Source organism: Mesorhizobium sp. WSM4816, assembly GCF_055811535.1.
On the sequence record NZ_JBVVQR010000005.1, the window covers coordinates 144,600 to 161,182 of the forward strand.

Consider the following 16,583-nt stretch of genomic DNA (forward strand, 5'->3'; position numbering starts at 1 on the left):
CTACTCCACGACCTTCGGAACGAGGAAGAAATTCTCTTCGGTCGCCGGTGCGTTGGCGACGATGTCGGCCGCCTTGCTGCCGTCGGTGACGACGTCCGGGCGCTTCTTCATCTCCATCGGAATGACCGACGTCATCGGCTCGACGCCGGAGACGTCGACCTCGTTCAACTGCTCGACAAAGCCGAGAATGGCGTTCAACTCGCCGGTCATGCGTTCGGCATCCGCCTCGCTCACCGCAATGCGGGCGAGACGCGCGACGCGCTTCACTGTCTGCAGATCAACGGACATATTCGCTTGTGCCTCGGGAAAACCAGTCCGCGCTATAGCGGCGCGGCGCGTGCCGCGCAACATGCATCGTGCCCAGAACCGGCCCGGAAGGTCGATGGGCAGCGCAACGCCGTCGCAGCGAACAGCTGGCGCCTTCGGCATGCTCTACAAGGTGCATGCTCTGCAGGGTGCATAGTCTACAAGGTGATCGTCCCGCCGATCTCCGGCAATGCCACCTTCACGCCGGAACCCTCCAGCCCCGCGACAAACTTGTCGGCTGTCTGGTCGATGATCGGAAACGTGCCGAAGTGACTGGGAATGACCGTCTCGAACTGAAAGAAGCGCCGGCAGGCAAGGGCTGCCACCGCGCCGCCCATGGTGAAGCGGTCGCCGATCGGCACGATGCCGATCTTCGGCTCGTGCAGTTCGTTGATCAGCGCCATGTCCGAAAAGATGTCGGTGTCGCCCATATGATAGAGCGTCTTGTCTTCCTGGAAATGCAGCACCAGCCCGCCGGGGTTGCCGAGATAGGTGTTCTGGCCCTTGTCGCCCGGGAACGACGAGGAATGCAGCGCCTGGACGAAGGTGGTGGTGAAGCCGCCGCAATCGATCGTGCCGCCGATATTGCCCGGATTGATCTTCTTGTCGCTGACACCCTTGCCGACCAGGTACATGCAGACCTCGAAATTGGCGACCAGCATGGCGCCGCTTTTCCCGAGCACTTCAAGCGCACCGCTGATGTGGTCGCTGTGGCCGTGGGTCAACAGAACATGGGTGACCCCTTCCGCCGGCTCTTCCCAGCCGCCCGTCCATGACGGATTGCCGATCAGGTAGGGATCGATGAGGATTTTCGCCTCGGCGGTTTCGACGCGAAATGCGGAATGTCCGTACCAGGTCAGTTTCATGAATGCCTTCCTCGATTTTTGCTTCGCCAAAGGATAGAACGCCGGCAGTGAAATTAAAGTCCCACAGCGTCCTTTGCGGCGTGTAGTCCGAGGAAAGCCGTTGAGCATCATCACCATCGAGGAGTTGCCGGCGCGGCTCGGCGGCGGCAAGACGCTGGCCGGGCTCGACCTTGGCGACAAGACGATTGGCGTGGCGGTTTCCGACCGGGGCTTTGCCTTCGCCCACCCGCGTCCCGTCATCATGCGCAGGAAATTCTCGCTGGATGCCGCAGTGCTGCTCGCCTTGCTGGAGAAAGAGAATGTCGGGGCCGTGGTGCTCGGCCTGCCGGTCAACATGGACGGGTCGGAAGGCCCGCGCGCCCAGAAATCCCGCGCCTTCGCCCGTAACATGGCTGGTGTGACCGACCTGCCCTTCGTCTTGTGGGACGAGCGGCTGTCGACGGTGGCGGCCGAGCGGACGCTGATCGAGATGGATTTTTCGCGCCGCAAACGCGCCGGCAAGATCGATTCGGCCGCGGCGGCCTTCATTCTGCAAGGCGCGCTCGACCGGCTTCAGGCGCTCGGCGTCGACGCCTGGTCGAAATAGCGGTCGCGCATTATCCTGATCCAGCCACCGATCACCCGGCGCCGGCGAAACGCCCAGAACGCCATGAGCAGCAGGCTGTCGAGGATGCAGGCCTTCGCCACCATGCCGGGGATGAGCGCCGGATCGATGCCAAGCATCTCGCCATAGAGCTGGAAAACGAGGTCATGCAATTGGCGGCTCAGCATGACATAGCCGAAATTGATGTCGTTGAGCGACAGGAAGAACCAGCCCCAGAACAGGGCGAGCGGCGTCGCCCATAGCGCGAACAAGGTGCGCATCAGCTGTCCCTCAAGGGCGTGTCCGGCCTCAAGGGCGTGTCCGGCCTCAAGTTCGTGTCCAGCCCCAGGTTCGTGTCCAGGCTGCCTGAAATGCGCGAGAGCGCCGAGTTGTGCGCCGCCGCGTTCGCCGTCAAGGAGCTCAATATATGCCGCATAGCGTTCCTGCTTCCGTAGACAGGACAGTGGGCTTTGCGGCTTGCCGCCGCAATGGAAACCATTTGTTAAGGTTAACGGTCATCCACAGCGGCGGTGAGCGTTATCTCGCCTGATACCGTGGCTTGGACGTGGATTTCGCCCGCTCCCCAATAGGCCCTGGGGCCAGTCATCGGAACGATCCTGACACCACCAGACGCTTGATACCTCAACTTCAGCTGCTGACCTTGATGTCGTTATCCGCGCACCAGGTCTTCAACGCCTCTTCCGTGGCTTTTTGCTCGAACTCGTACCATCGATCATTGGCGCCCCTGTGCTCCAAAAGATCCTTGAAGCGGGCATAGGCACCCGACCGGCTGAAGATCTCTCGAACCTTGTCGTATTCGTCGGGCAGGTGGTGGCGCGCGAATGCCAGCACCAGCGGTTTGCCGAGATCGAGCTCGCGCTTGTCCGGGATGGCGATGTATCTCTCGCTGTCCTCGACGTCGTCAGGCAGTTCTTCAACATTGTCCGCCCAGTCAGAATGCCAGTAGATCTTGCCTGTCTCCTTGCACAGATAGGCCTGATTTTCGCCGGCTCCGCCGGAGTTCACGAATTCGAACGCGTCCAGAAGCTCGCTGAAATTGACTGCCATTCCCATCTCGCTGCGCATGAGCCTGTCGTCGCCGTATAAACCCTATCTAATCGGGCGCGAACGTGGGAGTTCCCACAGTCTCAGATTGTTTGCGCCGCGCTCGCAATCATCTAGCGGCGTGACAGACGACGAGAAACCTTGCCGAAGTCGCTTCAGGTGACCGGTGGGTACAGCGTGTCGATGATCATGCGCGCGTCATGGCGTGAATCGAGCATGCCATAGGTGTTGCGCCACTGGCCGGCGAGGCGCGTCTCGACGAAGGCGTCGGCGATCCGCCCTGCCCCCAGCCTGCGAAGCTCCGCCGCCGCCGCCGACAGCGCCAGTTGCTCGGTGAGCAGACGCGCCGAGCCCTCGTCGGTTGCCGCGACCTGCATGGCTGCCTTGAGCACACCGACGGTGCCGCGTCCGCCGGCGCCGAGATCGCGATCGATGCCGGACAGCACCTCCTCGAACAGGCCGGGTGCACGCCCCAGCACGCGCAGCACATCGAGCGCCATGACATTGCCGGATCCCTCCCAGATCGCGTTGACCGGAGCTTCGCGATAGTAGCGGGCGAGCGGGGCCTCCTCGACATAGCCATTGCCGCCGAGACACTCCATCGCCTCATAGAGCAGCGGCGGTGCGATCTTGCAGACCCAGTATTTGACGACCGGCGTCATGGCGCGCGCAAAAGCCGCCTCGCCGCGATCGCCGGCCGCCTCGTCGAAAGAGCGCGCCAGTCGGAATGACAGCGCGGTGGCGGCGGCGACGTCGAGCGCCATGTCGGCCAGCACGCGCTGCATCAGCGGCTGCTCGATCAGATTGGTTCCAAACACCTGGCGGTGACGGGTGTGGTGGACGGCTTCGGCCAGCCCGGCTCGCATGATCGCCGACGAGGCGATCGCGCAGTCGAGCCGGGTCAGCGTCACCATATCCATGATCGTCTTGACGCCTGCCCCGGGCTCGCCGACCATCTCGCCGATGGCATTGACGAACTCGACTTCGGACGAGGCGTTGGAGCGGTTGCCAAGCTTGTCCTTCAGCCGCTGGAAGCGGAAGCCGTTGCCCGAGCCATCGCCGAGAATGCGCGGAACGAGAAAGCACGAAAGTCCTTCCGGCGCCTGTCCAAGCACCAGGAACGCATCCGACATCGGCGCCGACATGAACCATTTGTGGCCGGTCAGCCGATAGAAGCTGCTGCCGGCGCGCTCGGCCCTGGTGACGTTGGCGCGGACGTCGGTGCCGCCCTGCTTCTCGGTCATGCCCATGCCGAGCGTCAGCCCGGCTTTTTCGACCGGCGGCTTCTGGCTCTGGTCGTATTTGCGTGTCGTCACCCGTGGCGCCCATTCGCGAAACAGTTTTGGGCTTGCCATCAGCGCTGCCAGCGAGGCGCTGGTCATGGTGATGGGACAGAGATGCCCTGTTTCGAGCTGCGCCGTCAGGTAGAAACGGGCGGCCCGCACCTGATGACGGCGGCCGATCTCGGCATCGCCATTTTCCCAGACCGACGAATGCAGTCCGTTCGCCACCGACCGGCGCATCAGCGCATGATAGGCTGGATGGAACTCGACCAGATCGATGCGCCGGCCCTGGCGGTCATGGGTCCTGAGCTTCGGCGTCTCGACATTGGCGAGGCGAGCCAGTTCCTGCGCCTCCTGCGTCAGCACGAAACGGCCAAGCCCATCGATATCCTTGCGCACCGGATCGGAAAAACGCTCGGCAAGCTGGATCAGCAACGGATCGCCTCGCCAGGCGTTGCCGCCTGCCAGCGGCGGCGGCTGGTTCGTCACGTCGTCGGTCACACACTGTCCTTATCATCACAAGGCCACGAATCCGAAGCCATCAGCTAGATATAGCCCAAGCCGCGCAACGCGCGCGACGAAAATACCGGGGAGAACGGCCGCAATCCAAAGCTGGTGCTTGCAGCCAAAGGTCCTCCACCCTATAGCAGCGCCTTGAGATGACCGACGCTTCGTCCCTGCCACTCTACCCTCACCGCCATCTTCTGGGCATCCGCGATCTTTCCCCCGCCGACATCGAGCTTTTGCTGGACAGGGCGGACCGGTCGGTCGCGATCTCGCGGCAGTCGGAGAAGAAGGCCTCGACGCTGCGTGGCCGCACCCAGATCAATCTGTTCTACGAAGCTTCGACCCGTACCCAATCGTCGTTCGAACTGGCCGGAAAACGGCTCGGCGCCGACGTCATGAACATGTCGGTGGCCAGTTCTTCGGTGAAGAAGGGCGAGACGCTGATCGACACGGCGATGACGCTGAACGCCATGCATCCCGACATCCTGATCATCCGCCACCAGTCGGCGGGTGCCGCCGCGCTGCTCGCGCAAAAGGTCGGCTGCTCGGTGATCAATGCCGGCGACGGCGCCCATGAGCACCCGACGCAGGCGCTGCTCGACGCGCTGACCATCCGCCGCGCCAGGGGCCCGCTGTCGAAGCTGATCGTGGCGATCTGCGGCGACATCCTGCATTCGCGCGTGGCGCGTTCCAACATCATGCTGCTCAATGCGCTCGGCGCGCAGGTGCGCGTCGTGGCGCCGTCGACGCTTTTGCCCGCCGGCATCGAGAAAATGGGCGTGATCGTCACCCGTTCGATGGCCGAAGGGCTCAAGGACGCGGATGTGGTGATGATGCTGCGGCTGCAGCGCGAGCGCATGGAAGGCGCCTTCGTGCCTTCGGTGCGTGAGTATTTCCACTATTTCGGCCTCGACGCCGAGAAGCTGAAGGCGGCCAAGGACGGCGCCCTGGTCATGCATCCCGGCCCGATGAACCGCGGCGTTGAGATCGCCTCGGAAATCGCCGACGGTCCGCAGAGCGTCATCCAGGAACAGGTGGAGATGGGTGTTGCCGTGCGCATGGCGGTGATGGAAGCGCTGCTCGATCCCCGCCGCAATCGCGAACTTGCCCGATGAGCACAACGGTCTTCAGCCGGGCCCGCATCGTTGATCCGTCGCGCGGCATCGATGAGGTCGGCACTGTCATTGTCGAGGGCCGCAAGATCGTCGCAGCCGGCAAGGCAGCCTTGAACCAGGGCGCCCCGCAAGATGCTACCGTCATCGACTGCGCCGGCAAGGCAATCATTCCCGGCCTGATCGATGCGCGCGTCTTCATCGGCGAGCCGGGCGGCGAGCACCGCGAGACCATCGCCTCGGCCAGCGTGGCGGCGGCCGCCGGCGGCGTCACTTCCATCGTCATGATGCCCGACACCGAACCGGTGATCGACAATGTCGCGCTGGTCGAATTCGTGCTGCGCACCGCCAAGGATACGGCCGTCGTCAACATCTTTCCGGCGGCGGCGATCACCAAGGGGCTCGAAGGCCGCGAGATGACCGAATTCGGCCTGCTGCGCGAGGCCGGCGCGATCGCCTTCACCGACGGGCGGCACACCATAGCAAGCGCACTGGTGATGCGCCGCGCGCTGACCTATGCGCGCGATTTCGGCGGCGTGATCGGGCATGAAACCCAGGACGCTGAACTCGCTTCGTCAGGCGTCATGAACGAAGGCCTCTATGCCAGCTGGCTCGGCCTTGCCGGCATTCCGCGCGAGGCCGAGTCCATTCCGCTGGAACGCGACCTTGCGCTGGCGCGGCTGACTGGCGGCGCCTATCACGCGGCCAAGATTTCGACTGCGATGGCGGCAAACGCGGTAACGAGGGCCAAGGCCGACGGCGCCAAAGTCACAGCAGGCGTCTCGATCCACAATCTGTCGCTCAACGAGAACGATGTCGGCGAATACCGCACCTTCTTCCGGCTGACGCCGCCGCTGCGCGCCGAGGAGGACCGGCTGGCGATGATCGAGGCGGTCAAGGACGGCACCATCGACATCATCGTATCCTCGCACGACCCGCAGGACGTCGACACCAAGCGGCTGCCTTTCGCCGACGCCGCGGCCGGTGCCATCGGACTGGAAACGCTGCTCGGCGCGGCGCTGCGGCTCTACCACAATGGCGAAATGACGCTGCTCAGGTTGGTTGAGACGTTGTCCACTGCGCCGGCAAGACTGTTCGGCCTGCCCGGCGGCACGCTGAAGCCGGGTGCGGTCGCCGACCTTGCGCTGGTCGATCTCGACGAGCCATGGATCGTCAGCGAAAGCGGCATCCGTTCGCGCTCGAAAAACACCTGTTTCGAAGGCGCGCGGCTGCAGGGCAAGGTCTTGCAAACGATGGTGGCGGGCCGCACAGTGTTTTCAGCCTAATGCATGTCGCGCAAAAGCATGCCCTCGGGCCTGACCCGAGGGTGCGCAGCGGTTTTGCGATAACGACATGCATAAACAGCAACCTAAAGCGCGTCGCATAAGGCCGGTCAAACGCGACGCGCTTTAGGGCATATCCGGGGGAACAATGGCTTACGGCATCGTGGCACTGGTGTTCGGCTATCTGCTCGGCTCGATCCCGTTCGGCCTCCTGATCACCCGTGCCGCCGGCCTTGGCGACGTCCGCAACATCGGCTCCGGCAATATCGGCGCCACCAATGTGCTGCGCACCGGCAACAAGGGCCTGGCTGCCGCCACGCTGCTGCTCGACGCGCTGAAAGGCACGGCGGCGGTGCTGATCGCCGGTTACTTTGCCCCGGAGCTCGGGCTCTGGGCAGGCTTAGGTGCCTTCTTCGGCCATCTCTTCCCGGTCTGGCTCGGTTTCAAGGGCGGCAAGGGGGTCGCCACCTATCTCGGCGTGCTGATCGCTCCTGCCTGGCAGGTGGCGCTGATCTTTGCCGTCGTCTGGCTGGCCATGGCTTTCCTGTTCCGCTATTCCTCGCTGGCGGCGCTGACGGCAGCAATCGTCGTGCCGATCGCGCTCTATGTCCTCAGCACGCCCGAGATTGCCGGGCCGTTCGCGCTGATGAGCCTGATCGTCATCATAAAACACCGGGCCAACATTACCCGGCTGCTGGCCGGCACCGAGAACAAGATCGGAACCAGGGAGTGAGCCAGCGCGCCGCCGGGACGCGGCTCAGCGACCGGCAGCGGTTGAGCTGGCTTCGTTTGATCCGCACGCCGAATGTTGGCCCCGCCACCTTTCGCGACCTGATCAACCGTTTTGGCTCGGCCGAGACGGCGCTCGAGATGCTACCCGAGCTGATGGTTTCGGGCGGCGCCAGAAAGACCGTCCGCATCCCGACGATGGCCGAGGCCGAGGCGGAACTGGAGACCGCACGGCGCGCCGGCGCCCGCTTCGTCGGCATTGGCGAGGCCGACTATCCGCCGCTGATGAAAAGCATGGACCATCCGCCGCCGCTGCTCGCGGTCAAGGGCGAAGGCGCGGTGTTCCGGCTGCCGGCGGTCGCCATAGTCGGCGCCCGCAATGCCTCGCTGGCCGGCATCAAGATGGCGCGGACGCTCGCCGCCGAACTCGGCCGCGACGGCTTCGGCATCGTCTCCGGCCTGGCGCGCGGCATCGACACGGCAGCACATCAGGGCAGCCTTGCGTCAGGCACGATCGGTGTGCTGGCCGGCGGCCTCGACCAGCCCTACCCGCCCGAGAATGCCGCACTGTGCGACGAGATTGCCGAGCGCGGCGGCGTCATCATTTCAGAGATGCCGTTCGGCTGGCAGCCGCGCGCCCAGGATTTCCCGCGCCGCAACCGCCTTGTCGCCGGTGCGGCATTGGGGCTGGTCGTGGTCGAGGCGGCGCTGCGCTCCGGCTCGCTGATCAGCGCCAGGCTTGCCGGCGAGATGGGCCGGCTGGTCTTCGCCGTCCCCGGCTCGCCGCTCGATCCGCGCGCCGCCGGCGCCAACGCCTTGCTCAAGGACGGCGCCACCCTGGTCACCGAGGCATCGGACATTACCGGTGCGATCGCGCCGCTGGTCGGCAAACTGGCGCCAAGGACGCCGCTGCTCGAAGAGCCGCCCGACTTTTCGGCAACACCGCCACCCGGCGAAGACGACCGCGCCCGCGTCATCGAAGCGCTCGGCCCAACGCCGGTGGCGATCGACGAAATCATCCGCCACACCGGCCTGCATCCCGCCCAGGTTTTCATGGTGCTGCTGGAACTCGACCTCGCCGGCCGGCTGGAGCGCCACGCCGGCGGCAATGTCTCGCTGGTGTGATCGAGACGATTCTTGAGAGAACCTGGCTCGACGCTGCTGGAAAACCCAAGGCGTCATGAAGCATCTCGCTTTAGACCGGGAACAAGAACGCTAACCTGTTGATTTTCAGAGAAAAAAATGGTGAGCGCGCAGGGATTCGAACCCTGGACCTACTGATTAAAAGTCAGTTGCTCTACCGGCTGAGCTACGCGCTCCCGCGGGCTCAGGATGCCGCCCTCGAAATTGCGCGGAACATAGGGAGAGTGTCACGAACGGTCAACCGGAAAAAGAGGCCCCGCGAGCCGGACTTTTCGCGGTCTCATGACGCCTCGCAAACCGTCTCGACAAGATCGGAGCGGCTGTCTCGCACAAATGCCGAGACGTATTACAAATCAGCAGCTTGCTATTTTTCGCGGAACAATTGCGCAACCTGCCCGTTTTTGTCGCTACAAGGGACGACGCTATCAAGGAGAAGGCCATGAACAGGATCATGTCGGGCTTGCTGGCGACCGTGCTGTCAGCATCATTCGCTGTAGCGCAGATCGTGCCCGTCAACGCCCAGCCCATCTACGTGCCGCTGGGTCAGAACGTCTCGTCGGATGTCCAGACCGTTCAGGATGAACGGTGGAGGTGGAGGAACCGGGATTTCTCGCGTCGCGATTTCCGCCGTGATTTCCGTCGCGATTTCTCTCGCCGTGATTTCCGTCGCGATTTCTCTCGCCGTGATTTCCGTCGCGATTTTTCTCGCCGCGAGTTCCGTCGCGATTTCTCCCGCCGCGATTTTTCCCGCCGCGATTTTCGTCGTTTCGCCCGTAACGACGATTTCAGGTATTGGCGCGGCTATCGCGGCTATCGCTACTATCGTCCTGGCTATCGCCGCTACAACGACTTCTGGTTCCCGCTGGCGGCCTTCGCTACCGGCGCGCTGATCACCGGCGCAATCATCAACAACCAGAGCCGCCGCATCTATCGCGGCGATGCGCACGTGGAGTGGTGCTACAGCCGCTACAGATCTTACCGGGCCTACGACAACACGTTTAAGCCTTACTACGGCCCCCGCCGGCAGTGCATCTCGCCCTATTGATAACAAGGAACGGGTTGTTGAAAGAGCCTGCGCCGGTAACGGCGCAGGCTCTTTGCTGTGCGAATCTACAGCGTGCTCAGTGTCCGGCGCACAGCATGGCGCCAACCCGCCAGCTTTGCGGAACGGACCGATGCATCCATGTCCGGTCGAAACCGTCGCTCCAGCGCCCAGCTCCTGGCGAATTCCCTTGTCTTCGGCCAGACGCCCGCCTTCGAGCCGGCCAGCCATGCCGCGCCGAGCGCCGTCGTCTCCAGGATGGTCGGACGGTCGACCGGCGCATCGAGAATGTCGGCAAGCCGCTGCATCGTCCAGTCCGACGCCACCATGCCGCCATCGACCCTGAGAACGGTCTTCGCCGACGCGCCCTTCCAGTCCCTGCGCATCGCGTCGAGCAGGTCGCGCGTCTGGAACGCGACGGATTCGAGTGCGGCACGGGCAAATTCCGCCGGGCCAGAATTGCGGGTCAGCCCAAAGATGGCGCCACGCGCCTCGGCGTCCCAATGCGGCGCGCCAAGCCCGACGAAAGCCGGCACCAGATAGACTTGCTGGGTCGGGTCGGCGCTCGCCGCCAGCACGCCGCTCTGCTCGGCCTTGCCGATCACCTTGATGCCGTCGCGCAGCCATTGCACGGCAGCACCGGCGATGAAGATCGACCCTTCCAGCGCATAGGTGGTCTTGCCGTTCAGCCTGTAGGCAATGGTCGTCAACAGACGGTTCTTCGAACGCACCAGATCGCTGCCGGTGTTGAGCAGCGCGAAGCAGCCGGTGCCATAGGTCGATTTCATCATGCCTGGCTCGAAACAGGCCTGGCCGATAGTCGCCGCGTGCTGGTCGCCGGCAACACCGAGGATTTTTATCTCTGCGCCGAACAGGCTTTTCTCCGTGAATCCATAGTCGTCGGCGCAATCCTTCACCTGCGGCAGCATTTTTGCCGGTATGCCGAGAATGGCCAGGAGTTCGTCGTCCCATACATTCCTTTCGATGTTGTAGACCAGCGTGCGCGAGGCATTGGTGGCATCGGTTGCGTGCACCTTGCCGCCGGTCAGCCGCCAGATCAGAAAGCTGTCGATGGTGCCAGCCAGCAATTCGCCTTTCTCGGCGCGTTTTCTGGCGCCCTTCACCTTGTCCAGCATCCAGGCGATCTTGGTACCGGAGAAATAGGGATCGAGCAGCAGGCCGGTCTTCCTGGTGAACTTCTTCTCCAGTCCCTGCTTCTTCAATTTCTGGCACAGCGGCGCGGTGCGGCGGTCCTGCCAGACGATCGCGTTATGGATCGGCCTGCCGGTCGCCCTGTCCCAGATGACGACGGTCTCGCGCTGGTTGGTGATGCCGATTGCCGCGACATCCGATGCATCGCGGCCAGCGCTCTTCAGCGCAGCTTTCGTCGTCGCCAAAACACTCGACCAGATTTCCTCCGGATCATGCTCTACCCAGCCGGAGGCCGGATAATGCTGGGTGAATTCCTTCCGGCCGCTGCCTACGACCTTCATGTCACCGTCGAACAGGATCGCCCGGCTCGACGTCGTCCCCTGGTCGATTGCTAGGATAAAGCCAGTCATTCTCACTCCCTCGGCGCAAACAGGGGAGACGGCAAGATGCCGCCTCCCCCGATTGGTGCGATGCGGGCGCGAACGCCCGGACCGATGCTCAGTTGCTCCAGCTCTTGACCAGCTCGTCGTAGTTGATGGTCTGCGGCTTGTCCTTCTCCGGCTCGATCTTCAGCTGCGGCGCGAGATTGCCCTTGGCGACCGCATCGGCGTTCCACTCCTCGAGGGTTTTTTCCTCGGCGAGTTTCGGTCCGATGTCGCCCTGCACGCCGGCGCGCTCGAGGCGCTCAAGCACCTCTTCCTGCTCGGCACAGAGCGAGTCCATCGCCTCCTGCGGAGTTTTGGCACCCGACGAGGCGTCGCCGATCGCCTGCCACCAAAGCTGTGCCAGCTTCGGATAGTCAGGGACGTTCGTACCCGTCGGCGACCACTGGACGCGGGCCGGCGAGCGGTAGAACTCGATCAGGCCGCCGAGCTTCGGGGCGCGGTCCGTGAAGCTCTTGTGCTGGATCGTGCTCTCGCGGATCAGCGTCAGGCCGACATGGGCTTTCTTAACGTCGACTGTCTTCGAGGTGACGAACTGCGCGTAGAGCCAGGCTGCCTTGGCGCGGTCGTCAGGCGTCGACTTGAGCAGCGTCCAGGAACCCACGTCCTGGTAGCCGAGCTTCATCCCGTCCTTCCAGTAGACGCCATGCGGCGACGGAGCGAAGCGCCATTTCGGCGTACCGTCCTCGTTCACGACGGGAAGGCCGTCCTCCACCATGTTGGCGGTGAAGGCCGTGTACATGAACATCTGCTGGGCAATTTCGCCCTGCGCCGGAACTGGCCCGGATTCCGAGAAGGTCATGCCCTGGGCAGCGGCCGGAGCGTAAGCCTTCATCCAGTCGAGATATTTCTGGATGGCATAGACCGACGCTGGACCGTTGGTGTCACCGCCGCGAGCCACGCAGGAGCCGACCGGCCGCGATTTCTCGTCGACCTTGATGCCCCATTCGTCAACCGGAAGACCATTCGGCAGCCCCTTGTCACCATTGCCGGCCATCGAAAGCCAGGCATCGGTGAAGCGCCAGCCGAGCGACGGGTCCTTCTTGCCGTAGTCCATATGGCCGTAGACTTTCTTGCCGTCGATCTCGCGGCCGGTGAAGAATTCGGCGATGTCCTCATAGGCCGACCAGTTGACGGGAACGCCGAGGTCGTAGCCGTACTTCGCCTTGAAGTCCGCCTTGTTCTTCTCGTCGTTGAACCAGTCGTAGCGGAACCAGTAAAGGTTCGCGAACTGCTGGTCGGGCAGTTGGTAAAGGTCGCCGTCCGGAGCCGTCGTGAACTTGGTGCCGATGAAGTCGGCGAGGTCGAGGTTCGGGTTGGTGACGTCCTTGCCCTCGTTCGCCATCCAGTCGGTCAGGCTGCGTGCCTGCTGGTAGCGCCAATGGGTGCCGATCAGGTCGGAGTCGTTGACATAGGCGTCGTAGATATTTTCGCCCGACTGCATTTGCGTCTGCAGCTTTTCGACAACATCGCCTTCTCCGATCAGATCATGGGTGATCTTGATGCCGGTGATGTCGGTGAACGCCTTGGCCAGCGTCGCCGATTCATAAGAGTGCGTCGCGATGGTTTCCGAGACGACCTTGATGTCCATGCCCGCAAAGGGCTTTGCAGCATCTATGAACCATTGCATCTCTGCTTCTTGGGCTGCACGATCGAGCGTCGACATGTCCTTGATCTCGGCATCGAGAAACGCCTTGGCTTCGTCCATTCCAGCATAGGCCTGGCCCGCTCCAAGGAGCAGGACCAGAGCGGTCGTTGACGTCAGAAATTGCCTTCGCATGTGTTTCCTCCACTGTTCAGTTCCAAGTGCTATCTGGAGCAGCCCCCGGGCATGCTCCAACAGTTTCCCCCTCTATACGTAGCGGAACACGCCGATGGCGTAGACCACGGAGAGAGCGAGAGCCCACCACAGGTTGGGTCCGACAAGACCCAGCCAAGCGAGATGGATAAAGGCGCTGCCAAGCAGCGATAGGAAGAGACGGTCGCCGCGCGTCGTCTCGAAGCGCAAGACGCCGATGCGCGGATTGCCGCCCGGCGAGGCGTATTCCCAGACCGCCATGCCGCAAAGCAGCAGGAAGATGGTGCCGAAGAAGGCGGCGGTCGGCCAGGTCCAGGCCATCCAGGTGAAGCTCATGATCATACCCTCCCCAGGGCAAAGCCCTTGGCGATAGTGTTGCGCATGAACTCTTGCGTTCGTTTCATCACACCCTCCCCAGGGCAAAGCCCTTGGCGATATAGTTTCGCACGAACCAGATGACGAGCGCGCCCGGTATGATGGTGAGCACGCCGGCTGCGGCCAGCACGCCCCAGTCGAGGCCCGAGGCCGAGACCGTGCGCGTCATGATCGCGGCGATCGGTTTTGCCGCGGTCGTGGTCAGCGTCCGCGCGATCAGCAGCTCCACCCACGAGAACATGAAGCAGAAGAAGGCCGCCACGCCAACGCCGCTCGCGATCAGCGGCATGAATATCTTGAGGAAGAAGCGCGGGAAGGAATAGCCGTCGATATAGGCGGTCTCGTCGATTTCCTTCGGCACGCCCGACATGAAGCCTTCAAGGATCCAGACCGCCAGCGGCACGTTGAACAGGCAGTGCGCCAGCGCCACGGCGATGTGGGTGTCGATCAGGCCGAAAGCCGAATAGAGCTGGAAGAACGGCAGCGCGAACACCGCCGGCGGCGCCATGCGGTTGGTCAGCAGCCAGAAGAACAGGTGTTTGTCGCCGAGAAACCGGTAGCGCGAGAAGGCATAGGCTGCCGGAAGCGCTACGGTGACGGAAATCACCGTGTTCATAACCACATAGATGATCGAGTTAATGTAGCCCCTGTACCAGGACGGATCGTTGAAGATGACCGCGTAGTTGGCAAGCGTCGGGTCTCTCGGCCAAAGCGAGAAGGCGCCGAGGATCTCCTGGTTGGTCTTGAAGCTCATATTGACCAGCCAATAGATCGGCAGCATCAGGAAGATGATGTAGATCGTCGGGACCAGCCACCAGAACCGCGACTCCTCGCCGCGCCGCCGCATCTTGCGGGCCAGCGCGGCGTTCGCCGTCTGCGCTTCCGCTGTGGCGGGGGTCTGCCGCATCAGCGTTCGTTCGTTGGCCGTGGTTTCCTCGAGGCGTGCCATCTCACCGCTCCGCATCGTAGGCTGTCATGACGGTGTAGAACACCCAGGACAGGAGCATGACAATCAGGAAATAGACGATCGACATGGCCGCCGCCTCACCCAGGTTGAACTCGCCGATTGCCAGCTTGACCAGGTCGATCGACAGGAAAGTGGTGGTGTTGCCGGGCCCGCCGCCGGTGACGACGAACGGCTCGGTGTAGATCATGAAACTGTCCATGAAGCGCAGCAGAATCGCGATCAGCAGCACACGGTTCATCTTCGGCAGCTGGATGTAGCGGAAGATCGCCCAGCGCGACGCGCCGTCGATCTTGGCCGCCTGGTAATAGGCGTCGGGGATCGAGACCAACCCTGCGTAGCAGAGCAGGACAACGAGGCTCGTCCAATGCCAGACATCCATGACGATGACGGTGATCCAGGCATCGAACGGGTCGTTGACATAATTGTAGTCGATGCCGAGCGCCCGCAGCGAATATCCGAGCAGGCCGATGTCGACGCGGCCGAACACCTGCCAGATCGTGCCGACGACGTTCCACGGGATAAGCAGCGGCAGCGCCATCAGCACCAGGCAGACCGGAACGCCCCAGCCCTTCTTCGGCATGTTGAGCGCAATGAAGATGCCGAGCGGAATCTCGATGATCAGGATGATGGCCGAGAAGGCCAGGTTGCGGGCCATCGCTTCCCAAAACCGGTCGGAATGCAGGATTTCCTCGAACCATTCCGCGCCCGCCCAGAAGAAGACGTTGTTGCCGAAAGTGTCCTGCACCGAATAGTTTACGACCGTCATCAGCGGGATGATCGCCGAGAAAGCCACCAGCAACAGCACCGGCAGCACCATGAACCAGGCCTTGTTGTTCCAGGTCCTTTCCATGCTCAGCCTCCCATCTCGACGCGCCAGGAATCGGCATAGATGTTGATGCCGGCCGGGTCGAAAGCGATCTTCGGGTCGGCGGGAATGTCCTCGTCCTCGCCGATGATCGCCGCGATGTCGCGGCCTTCGAAACTGGCGCGCACCACCTTGTGGCGGCCGATATCCTCGACCTTGCGGATTGAAACCGGCATGCCGCTGGCGCCAAGCCTGACATATTCGGGGCGGATGCCGAGTTCGATCGCACCGGTGATCCCGGCCTTGGGCGCGCCCGGCAATTCGATCGTCTGGCTGCCGAGCCGCGCGCTCCTGCCTTCGACCGCGACCGGCATGACGTTCATGCCCGGCGAGCCGATGAAATAGCCGACGAAAGTATGCTTGGGGCGCTCGAACAGTTCGGCTGGAGAGCCGATCTGAACGATCTCGCCCTCATACATGACGACGACGTTTTCGGCGAAGGTGAGCGCCTCGGTCTGGTCGTGCGTGACATAGACCATGGTGAAGCCGAAGCGCCTGTGCAACTGCTTCAACTGCGAACGCAGCACCCATTTCATATGCGGGTCGATGACGGTCAGCGGCTCGTCGAACAGGATCGCGTTGACATCGGAGCGCACCAGCCCGCGTCCGAGCGAGATCTTCTGCTTCTGGTCGGCGGTCAGCCCCCTCGCCTTTCGCTTGGCCATGTCGGCCAGACCGGTCATGTCAAGGGTTTCACGCACCTTGCGGTCGACGTCGGGTTCCGCAACGCCGCGGTTGCGCAGCGGGAAGGCCAGATTGTCGTAGACGGTCATGGTGTCGTAGATGACCGGGAACTGGAACACCTGAGCTATGTTGCGCTCCTGCGTCGACAGATTGGTGACGTCCTTGCCGTCGAACAGAAGCTCACCGTGCGACGGATACAACAGGCCGGAAATGATGTTGAGCAGCGTGGTCTTGCCGCAGCCCGACGGCCCCAGCAGCGCATAGGCGCCGCCGTCCTCGAAGGCGTGATGCACCTCCTTCAGCGCATAGTCCTTGTCCGACTTCGGATGCGGCCCGTAGGCGTGGCGGATGTGATTGCAGTCGATGCGCGCCATGTGCCC

17 protein-coding genes and 1 tRNA gene are annotated in these 16,583 nt (G+C 63.0%); 6 read left to right on the forward strand and 12 right to left on the reverse strand.

From position 1 onward, the window contains the following. Entirely contained in the window at window positions 1–288 is a 288-nt protein-coding gene (gene gatC, locus AC0L3H_RS08485) for an Asp-tRNA(Asn)/Glu-tRNA(Gln) amidotransferase subunit GatC (RefSeq protein ID WP_027151920.1), read from the reverse strand. A gap of 176 nt (window positions 289–464) precedes the next feature. Continuing rightward, entirely contained in the window at window positions 465–1,172 is a 708-nt protein-coding gene (locus tag AC0L3H_RS08490) for a metal-dependent hydrolase (protein WP_473585155.1), read from the reverse strand. A gap of 100 nt (window positions 1,173–1,272) precedes the next feature. On the opposite strand from AC0L3H_RS08490, the gene ruvX reads away from it, so the two are divergent. After that, window positions 1,273–1,758, forward strand: coding sequence for a Holliday junction resolvase RuvX (ruvX, locus tag AC0L3H_RS08495; protein ID WP_128183032.1), 486 nt, complete (start codon window positions 1,273–1,275; stop codon window positions 1,756–1,758). Here the strand turns inward: ruvX and AC0L3H_RS08500 are convergent. From AC0L3H_RS08500 to AC0L3H_RS08510, 3 genes are all read right to left on the reverse strand, one after another. Then, the gene (locus AC0L3H_RS08500; RefSeq protein ID WP_023801196.1) at window positions 1,725–2,036 is read right to left on the reverse strand and encodes a DUF6105 family protein; all 312 of its coding nucleotides are present in this window, start codon (window positions 2,034–2,036) and stop codon (window positions 1,725–1,727) included. The two genes, ruvX and AC0L3H_RS08500, sit on opposite strands and share 34 nt — an antisense overlap. Before the next feature lie 367 nt (window positions 2,037–2,403). Then, window positions 2,404–2,823, reverse strand: coding sequence for a UPF0158 family protein (locus AC0L3H_RS08505; RefSeq protein WP_473585156.1), 420 nt, complete (start codon window positions 2,821–2,823; stop codon window positions 2,404–2,406). A gap of 152 nt (window positions 2,824–2,975) precedes the next feature. Then, window positions 2,976–4,604, reverse strand: coding sequence for a DNA alkylation response protein (locus AC0L3H_RS08510; protein ID WP_473490222.1), 1,629 nt, complete (start codon window positions 4,602–4,604; stop codon window positions 2,976–2,978). A gap of 158 nt (window positions 4,605–4,762) precedes the next feature. Here AC0L3H_RS08510 and AC0L3H_RS08515 point away from each other — a divergent pair, with 158 nt between their 5' ends. The 4 genes from AC0L3H_RS08515 to dprA all read left to right on the forward strand — a co-directional run bounded on the left by AC0L3H_RS08515 (window position 4,763) and on the right by dprA (window position 8,859). After that, on the forward strand, window positions 4,763–5,725 hold the full coding sequence (locus tag AC0L3H_RS08515; protein WP_473490223.1) for an aspartate carbamoyltransferase catalytic subunit: 963 nt from the start codon (window positions 4,763–4,765) through the stop codon (window positions 5,723–5,725). Then, complete coding sequence (locus tag AC0L3H_RS08520) at window positions 5,722–7,008, forward strand: dihydroorotase (protein WP_473585157.1); 1,287 nt, start codon at window positions 5,722–5,724, stop codon at window positions 7,006–7,008. Before AC0L3H_RS08515 ends, AC0L3H_RS08520 begins: the two co-directional genes overlap by 4 nt. Before the next feature lie 145 nt (window positions 7,009–7,153). Beyond that, window positions 7,154–7,738, forward strand: a complete 585-nt coding sequence (gene plsY, locus AC0L3H_RS08525) for a glycerol-3-phosphate 1-O-acyltransferase PlsY (RefSeq protein WP_473585158.1) — start codon at window positions 7,154–7,156, stop codon at window positions 7,736–7,738. Continuing rightward, window positions 7,735–8,859, forward strand: coding sequence for a DNA-processing protein DprA (gene dprA, locus AC0L3H_RS08530; RefSeq protein ID WP_473585159.1), 1,125 nt, complete (start codon window positions 7,735–7,737; stop codon window positions 8,857–8,859). Before plsY ends, dprA begins: the two co-directional genes overlap by 4 nt. A gap of 118 nt (window positions 8,860–8,977) precedes the next feature. On the opposite strand, the gene AC0L3H_RS08535 is transcribed toward dprA, so the two are convergent. Next, window positions 8,978–9,053: transfer RNA gene (locus AC0L3H_RS08535), tRNA-Lys, on the reverse strand. 263 nt (window positions 9,054–9,316) lie between these two features. On the opposite strand from AC0L3H_RS08535, the gene AC0L3H_RS08540 reads away from it, so the two are divergent. Continuing rightward, window positions 9,317–9,922 (forward strand): BA14K family protein, encoded by a 606-nt coding sequence (locus AC0L3H_RS08540; RefSeq protein WP_473585160.1) that lies wholly within the window; start codon window positions 9,317–9,319, stop codon window positions 9,920–9,922. Between the two features lie 65 nt (window positions 9,923–9,987). Here AC0L3H_RS08540 and glpK read toward each other — a convergent pair whose 3' ends face one another. From glpK to AC0L3H_RS08570, 6 genes are all read right to left on the reverse strand, one after another. Next, window positions 9,988–11,481 carry a glycerol kinase GlpK gene (gene glpK / locus AC0L3H_RS08545; protein ID WP_473585161.1) on the reverse strand — a complete coding sequence of 498 codons (1,494 nt, stop codon included), beginning with the start codon at window positions 11,479–11,481 and terminating at the stop codon, window positions 9,988–9,990. A gap of 88 nt (window positions 11,482–11,569) precedes the next feature. After that, complete coding sequence (locus AC0L3H_RS08550; RefSeq protein ID WP_473517047.1) at window positions 11,570–13,294, reverse strand: ABC transporter substrate-binding protein; 1,725 nt, start codon at window positions 13,292–13,294, stop codon at window positions 11,570–11,572. Between the two features lie 72 nt (window positions 13,295–13,366). Then, window positions 13,367–13,648 (reverse strand): DUF2160 domain-containing protein, encoded by a 282-nt coding sequence (locus AC0L3H_RS08555; RefSeq protein WP_128183044.1) that lies wholly within the window; start codon window positions 13,646–13,648, stop codon window positions 13,367–13,369. Window positions 13,649–13,715: 67 nt separating this feature from the next. Next, window positions 13,716–14,594, reverse strand: a complete 879-nt coding sequence (locus tag AC0L3H_RS08560; RefSeq protein WP_473585262.1) for a carbohydrate ABC transporter permease — start codon at window positions 14,592–14,594, stop codon at window positions 13,716–13,718. 43 nt (window positions 14,595–14,637) lie between these two features. After that, window positions 14,638–15,504: a carbohydrate ABC transporter permease gene (locus AC0L3H_RS08565; protein WP_473585162.1), complete on the reverse strand. Its 867-nt coding sequence runs from the start codon at window positions 15,502–15,504 to the stop codon at window positions 14,638–14,640. Window positions 15,505–15,506: 2 nt separating this feature from the next. After that, a complete protein-coding gene (locus AC0L3H_RS08570) occupies window positions 15,507–16,577 on the reverse strand; it encodes an ABC transporter ATP-binding protein (protein ID WP_023801184.1) in 1,071 nt (356 codons plus the stop codon). Between the last annotated feature and the right edge of the window lie 6 nt (window positions 16,578–16,583).

Bases quoted from the DNA above. Each gene is read 5' to 3' on its own strand.
- gatC (WP_027151920.1), bottom strand. From the start codon at position 288: ATGTCCGTTGATCTGCAGACAGTGAAGCGCGTCGCGCGTCTCGCCCGC.
- AC0L3H_RS08490 (WP_473585155.1), bottom strand. From the start codon at position 1,172: ATGAAACTGACCTGGTACGGACATTCCGCATTTCGCGTCGAAACCGCC.
- AC0L3H_RS08500 (WP_023801196.1), bottom strand. From the start codon at position 2,036: ATGCGCACCTTGTTCGCGCTATGGGCGACGCCGCTCGCCCTGTTCTGG.
- AC0L3H_RS08505 (WP_473585156.1), bottom strand. From the start codon at position 2,823: ATGGCAGTCAATTTCAGCGAGCTTCTGGACGCGTTCGAATTCGTGAAC.
- AC0L3H_RS08515 (WP_473490223.1), top strand. From the start codon at position 4,763: ATGACCGACGCTTCGTCCCTGCCACTCTACCCTCACCGCCATCTTCTG.
- AC0L3H_RS08520 (WP_473585157.1), top strand. From the start codon at position 5,722: ATGAGCACAACGGTCTTCAGCCGGGCCCGCATCGTTGATCCGTCGCGC.
- plsY (WP_473585158.1), top strand. From the start codon at position 7,154: ATGGCTTACGGCATCGTGGCACTGGTGTTCGGCTATCTGCTCGGCTCG.
- AC0L3H_RS08540 (WP_473585160.1), top strand. From the start codon at position 9,317: ATGAACAGGATCATGTCGGGCTTGCTGGCGACCGTGCTGTCAGCATCA.
- glpK (WP_473585161.1), bottom strand. From the start codon at position 11,481: ATGACTGGCTTTATCCTAGCAATCGACCAGGGGACGACGTCGAGCCGG.
- AC0L3H_RS08550 (WP_473517047.1), bottom strand. From the start codon at position 13,294: ATGCGAAGGCAATTTCTGACGTCAACGACCGCTCTGGTCCTGCTCCTT.
- AC0L3H_RS08555 (WP_128183044.1), bottom strand. From the start codon at position 13,648: ATGAGCTTCACCTGGATGGCCTGGACCTGGCCGACCGCCGCCTTCTTC.
- AC0L3H_RS08560 (WP_473585262.1), bottom strand. From the start codon at position 14,594: ATGCGGCAGACCCCCGCCACAGCGGAAGCGCAGACGGCGAACGCCGCG.
- AC0L3H_RS08565 (WP_473585162.1), bottom strand. From the start codon at position 15,504: ATGGAAAGGACCTGGAACAACAAGGCCTGGTTCATGGTGCTGCCGGTG.
- AC0L3H_RS08570 (WP_023801184.1), bottom strand. From the start codon at position 16,577: ATGGCGCGCATCGACTGCAATCACATCCGCCACGCCTACGGGCCGCAT.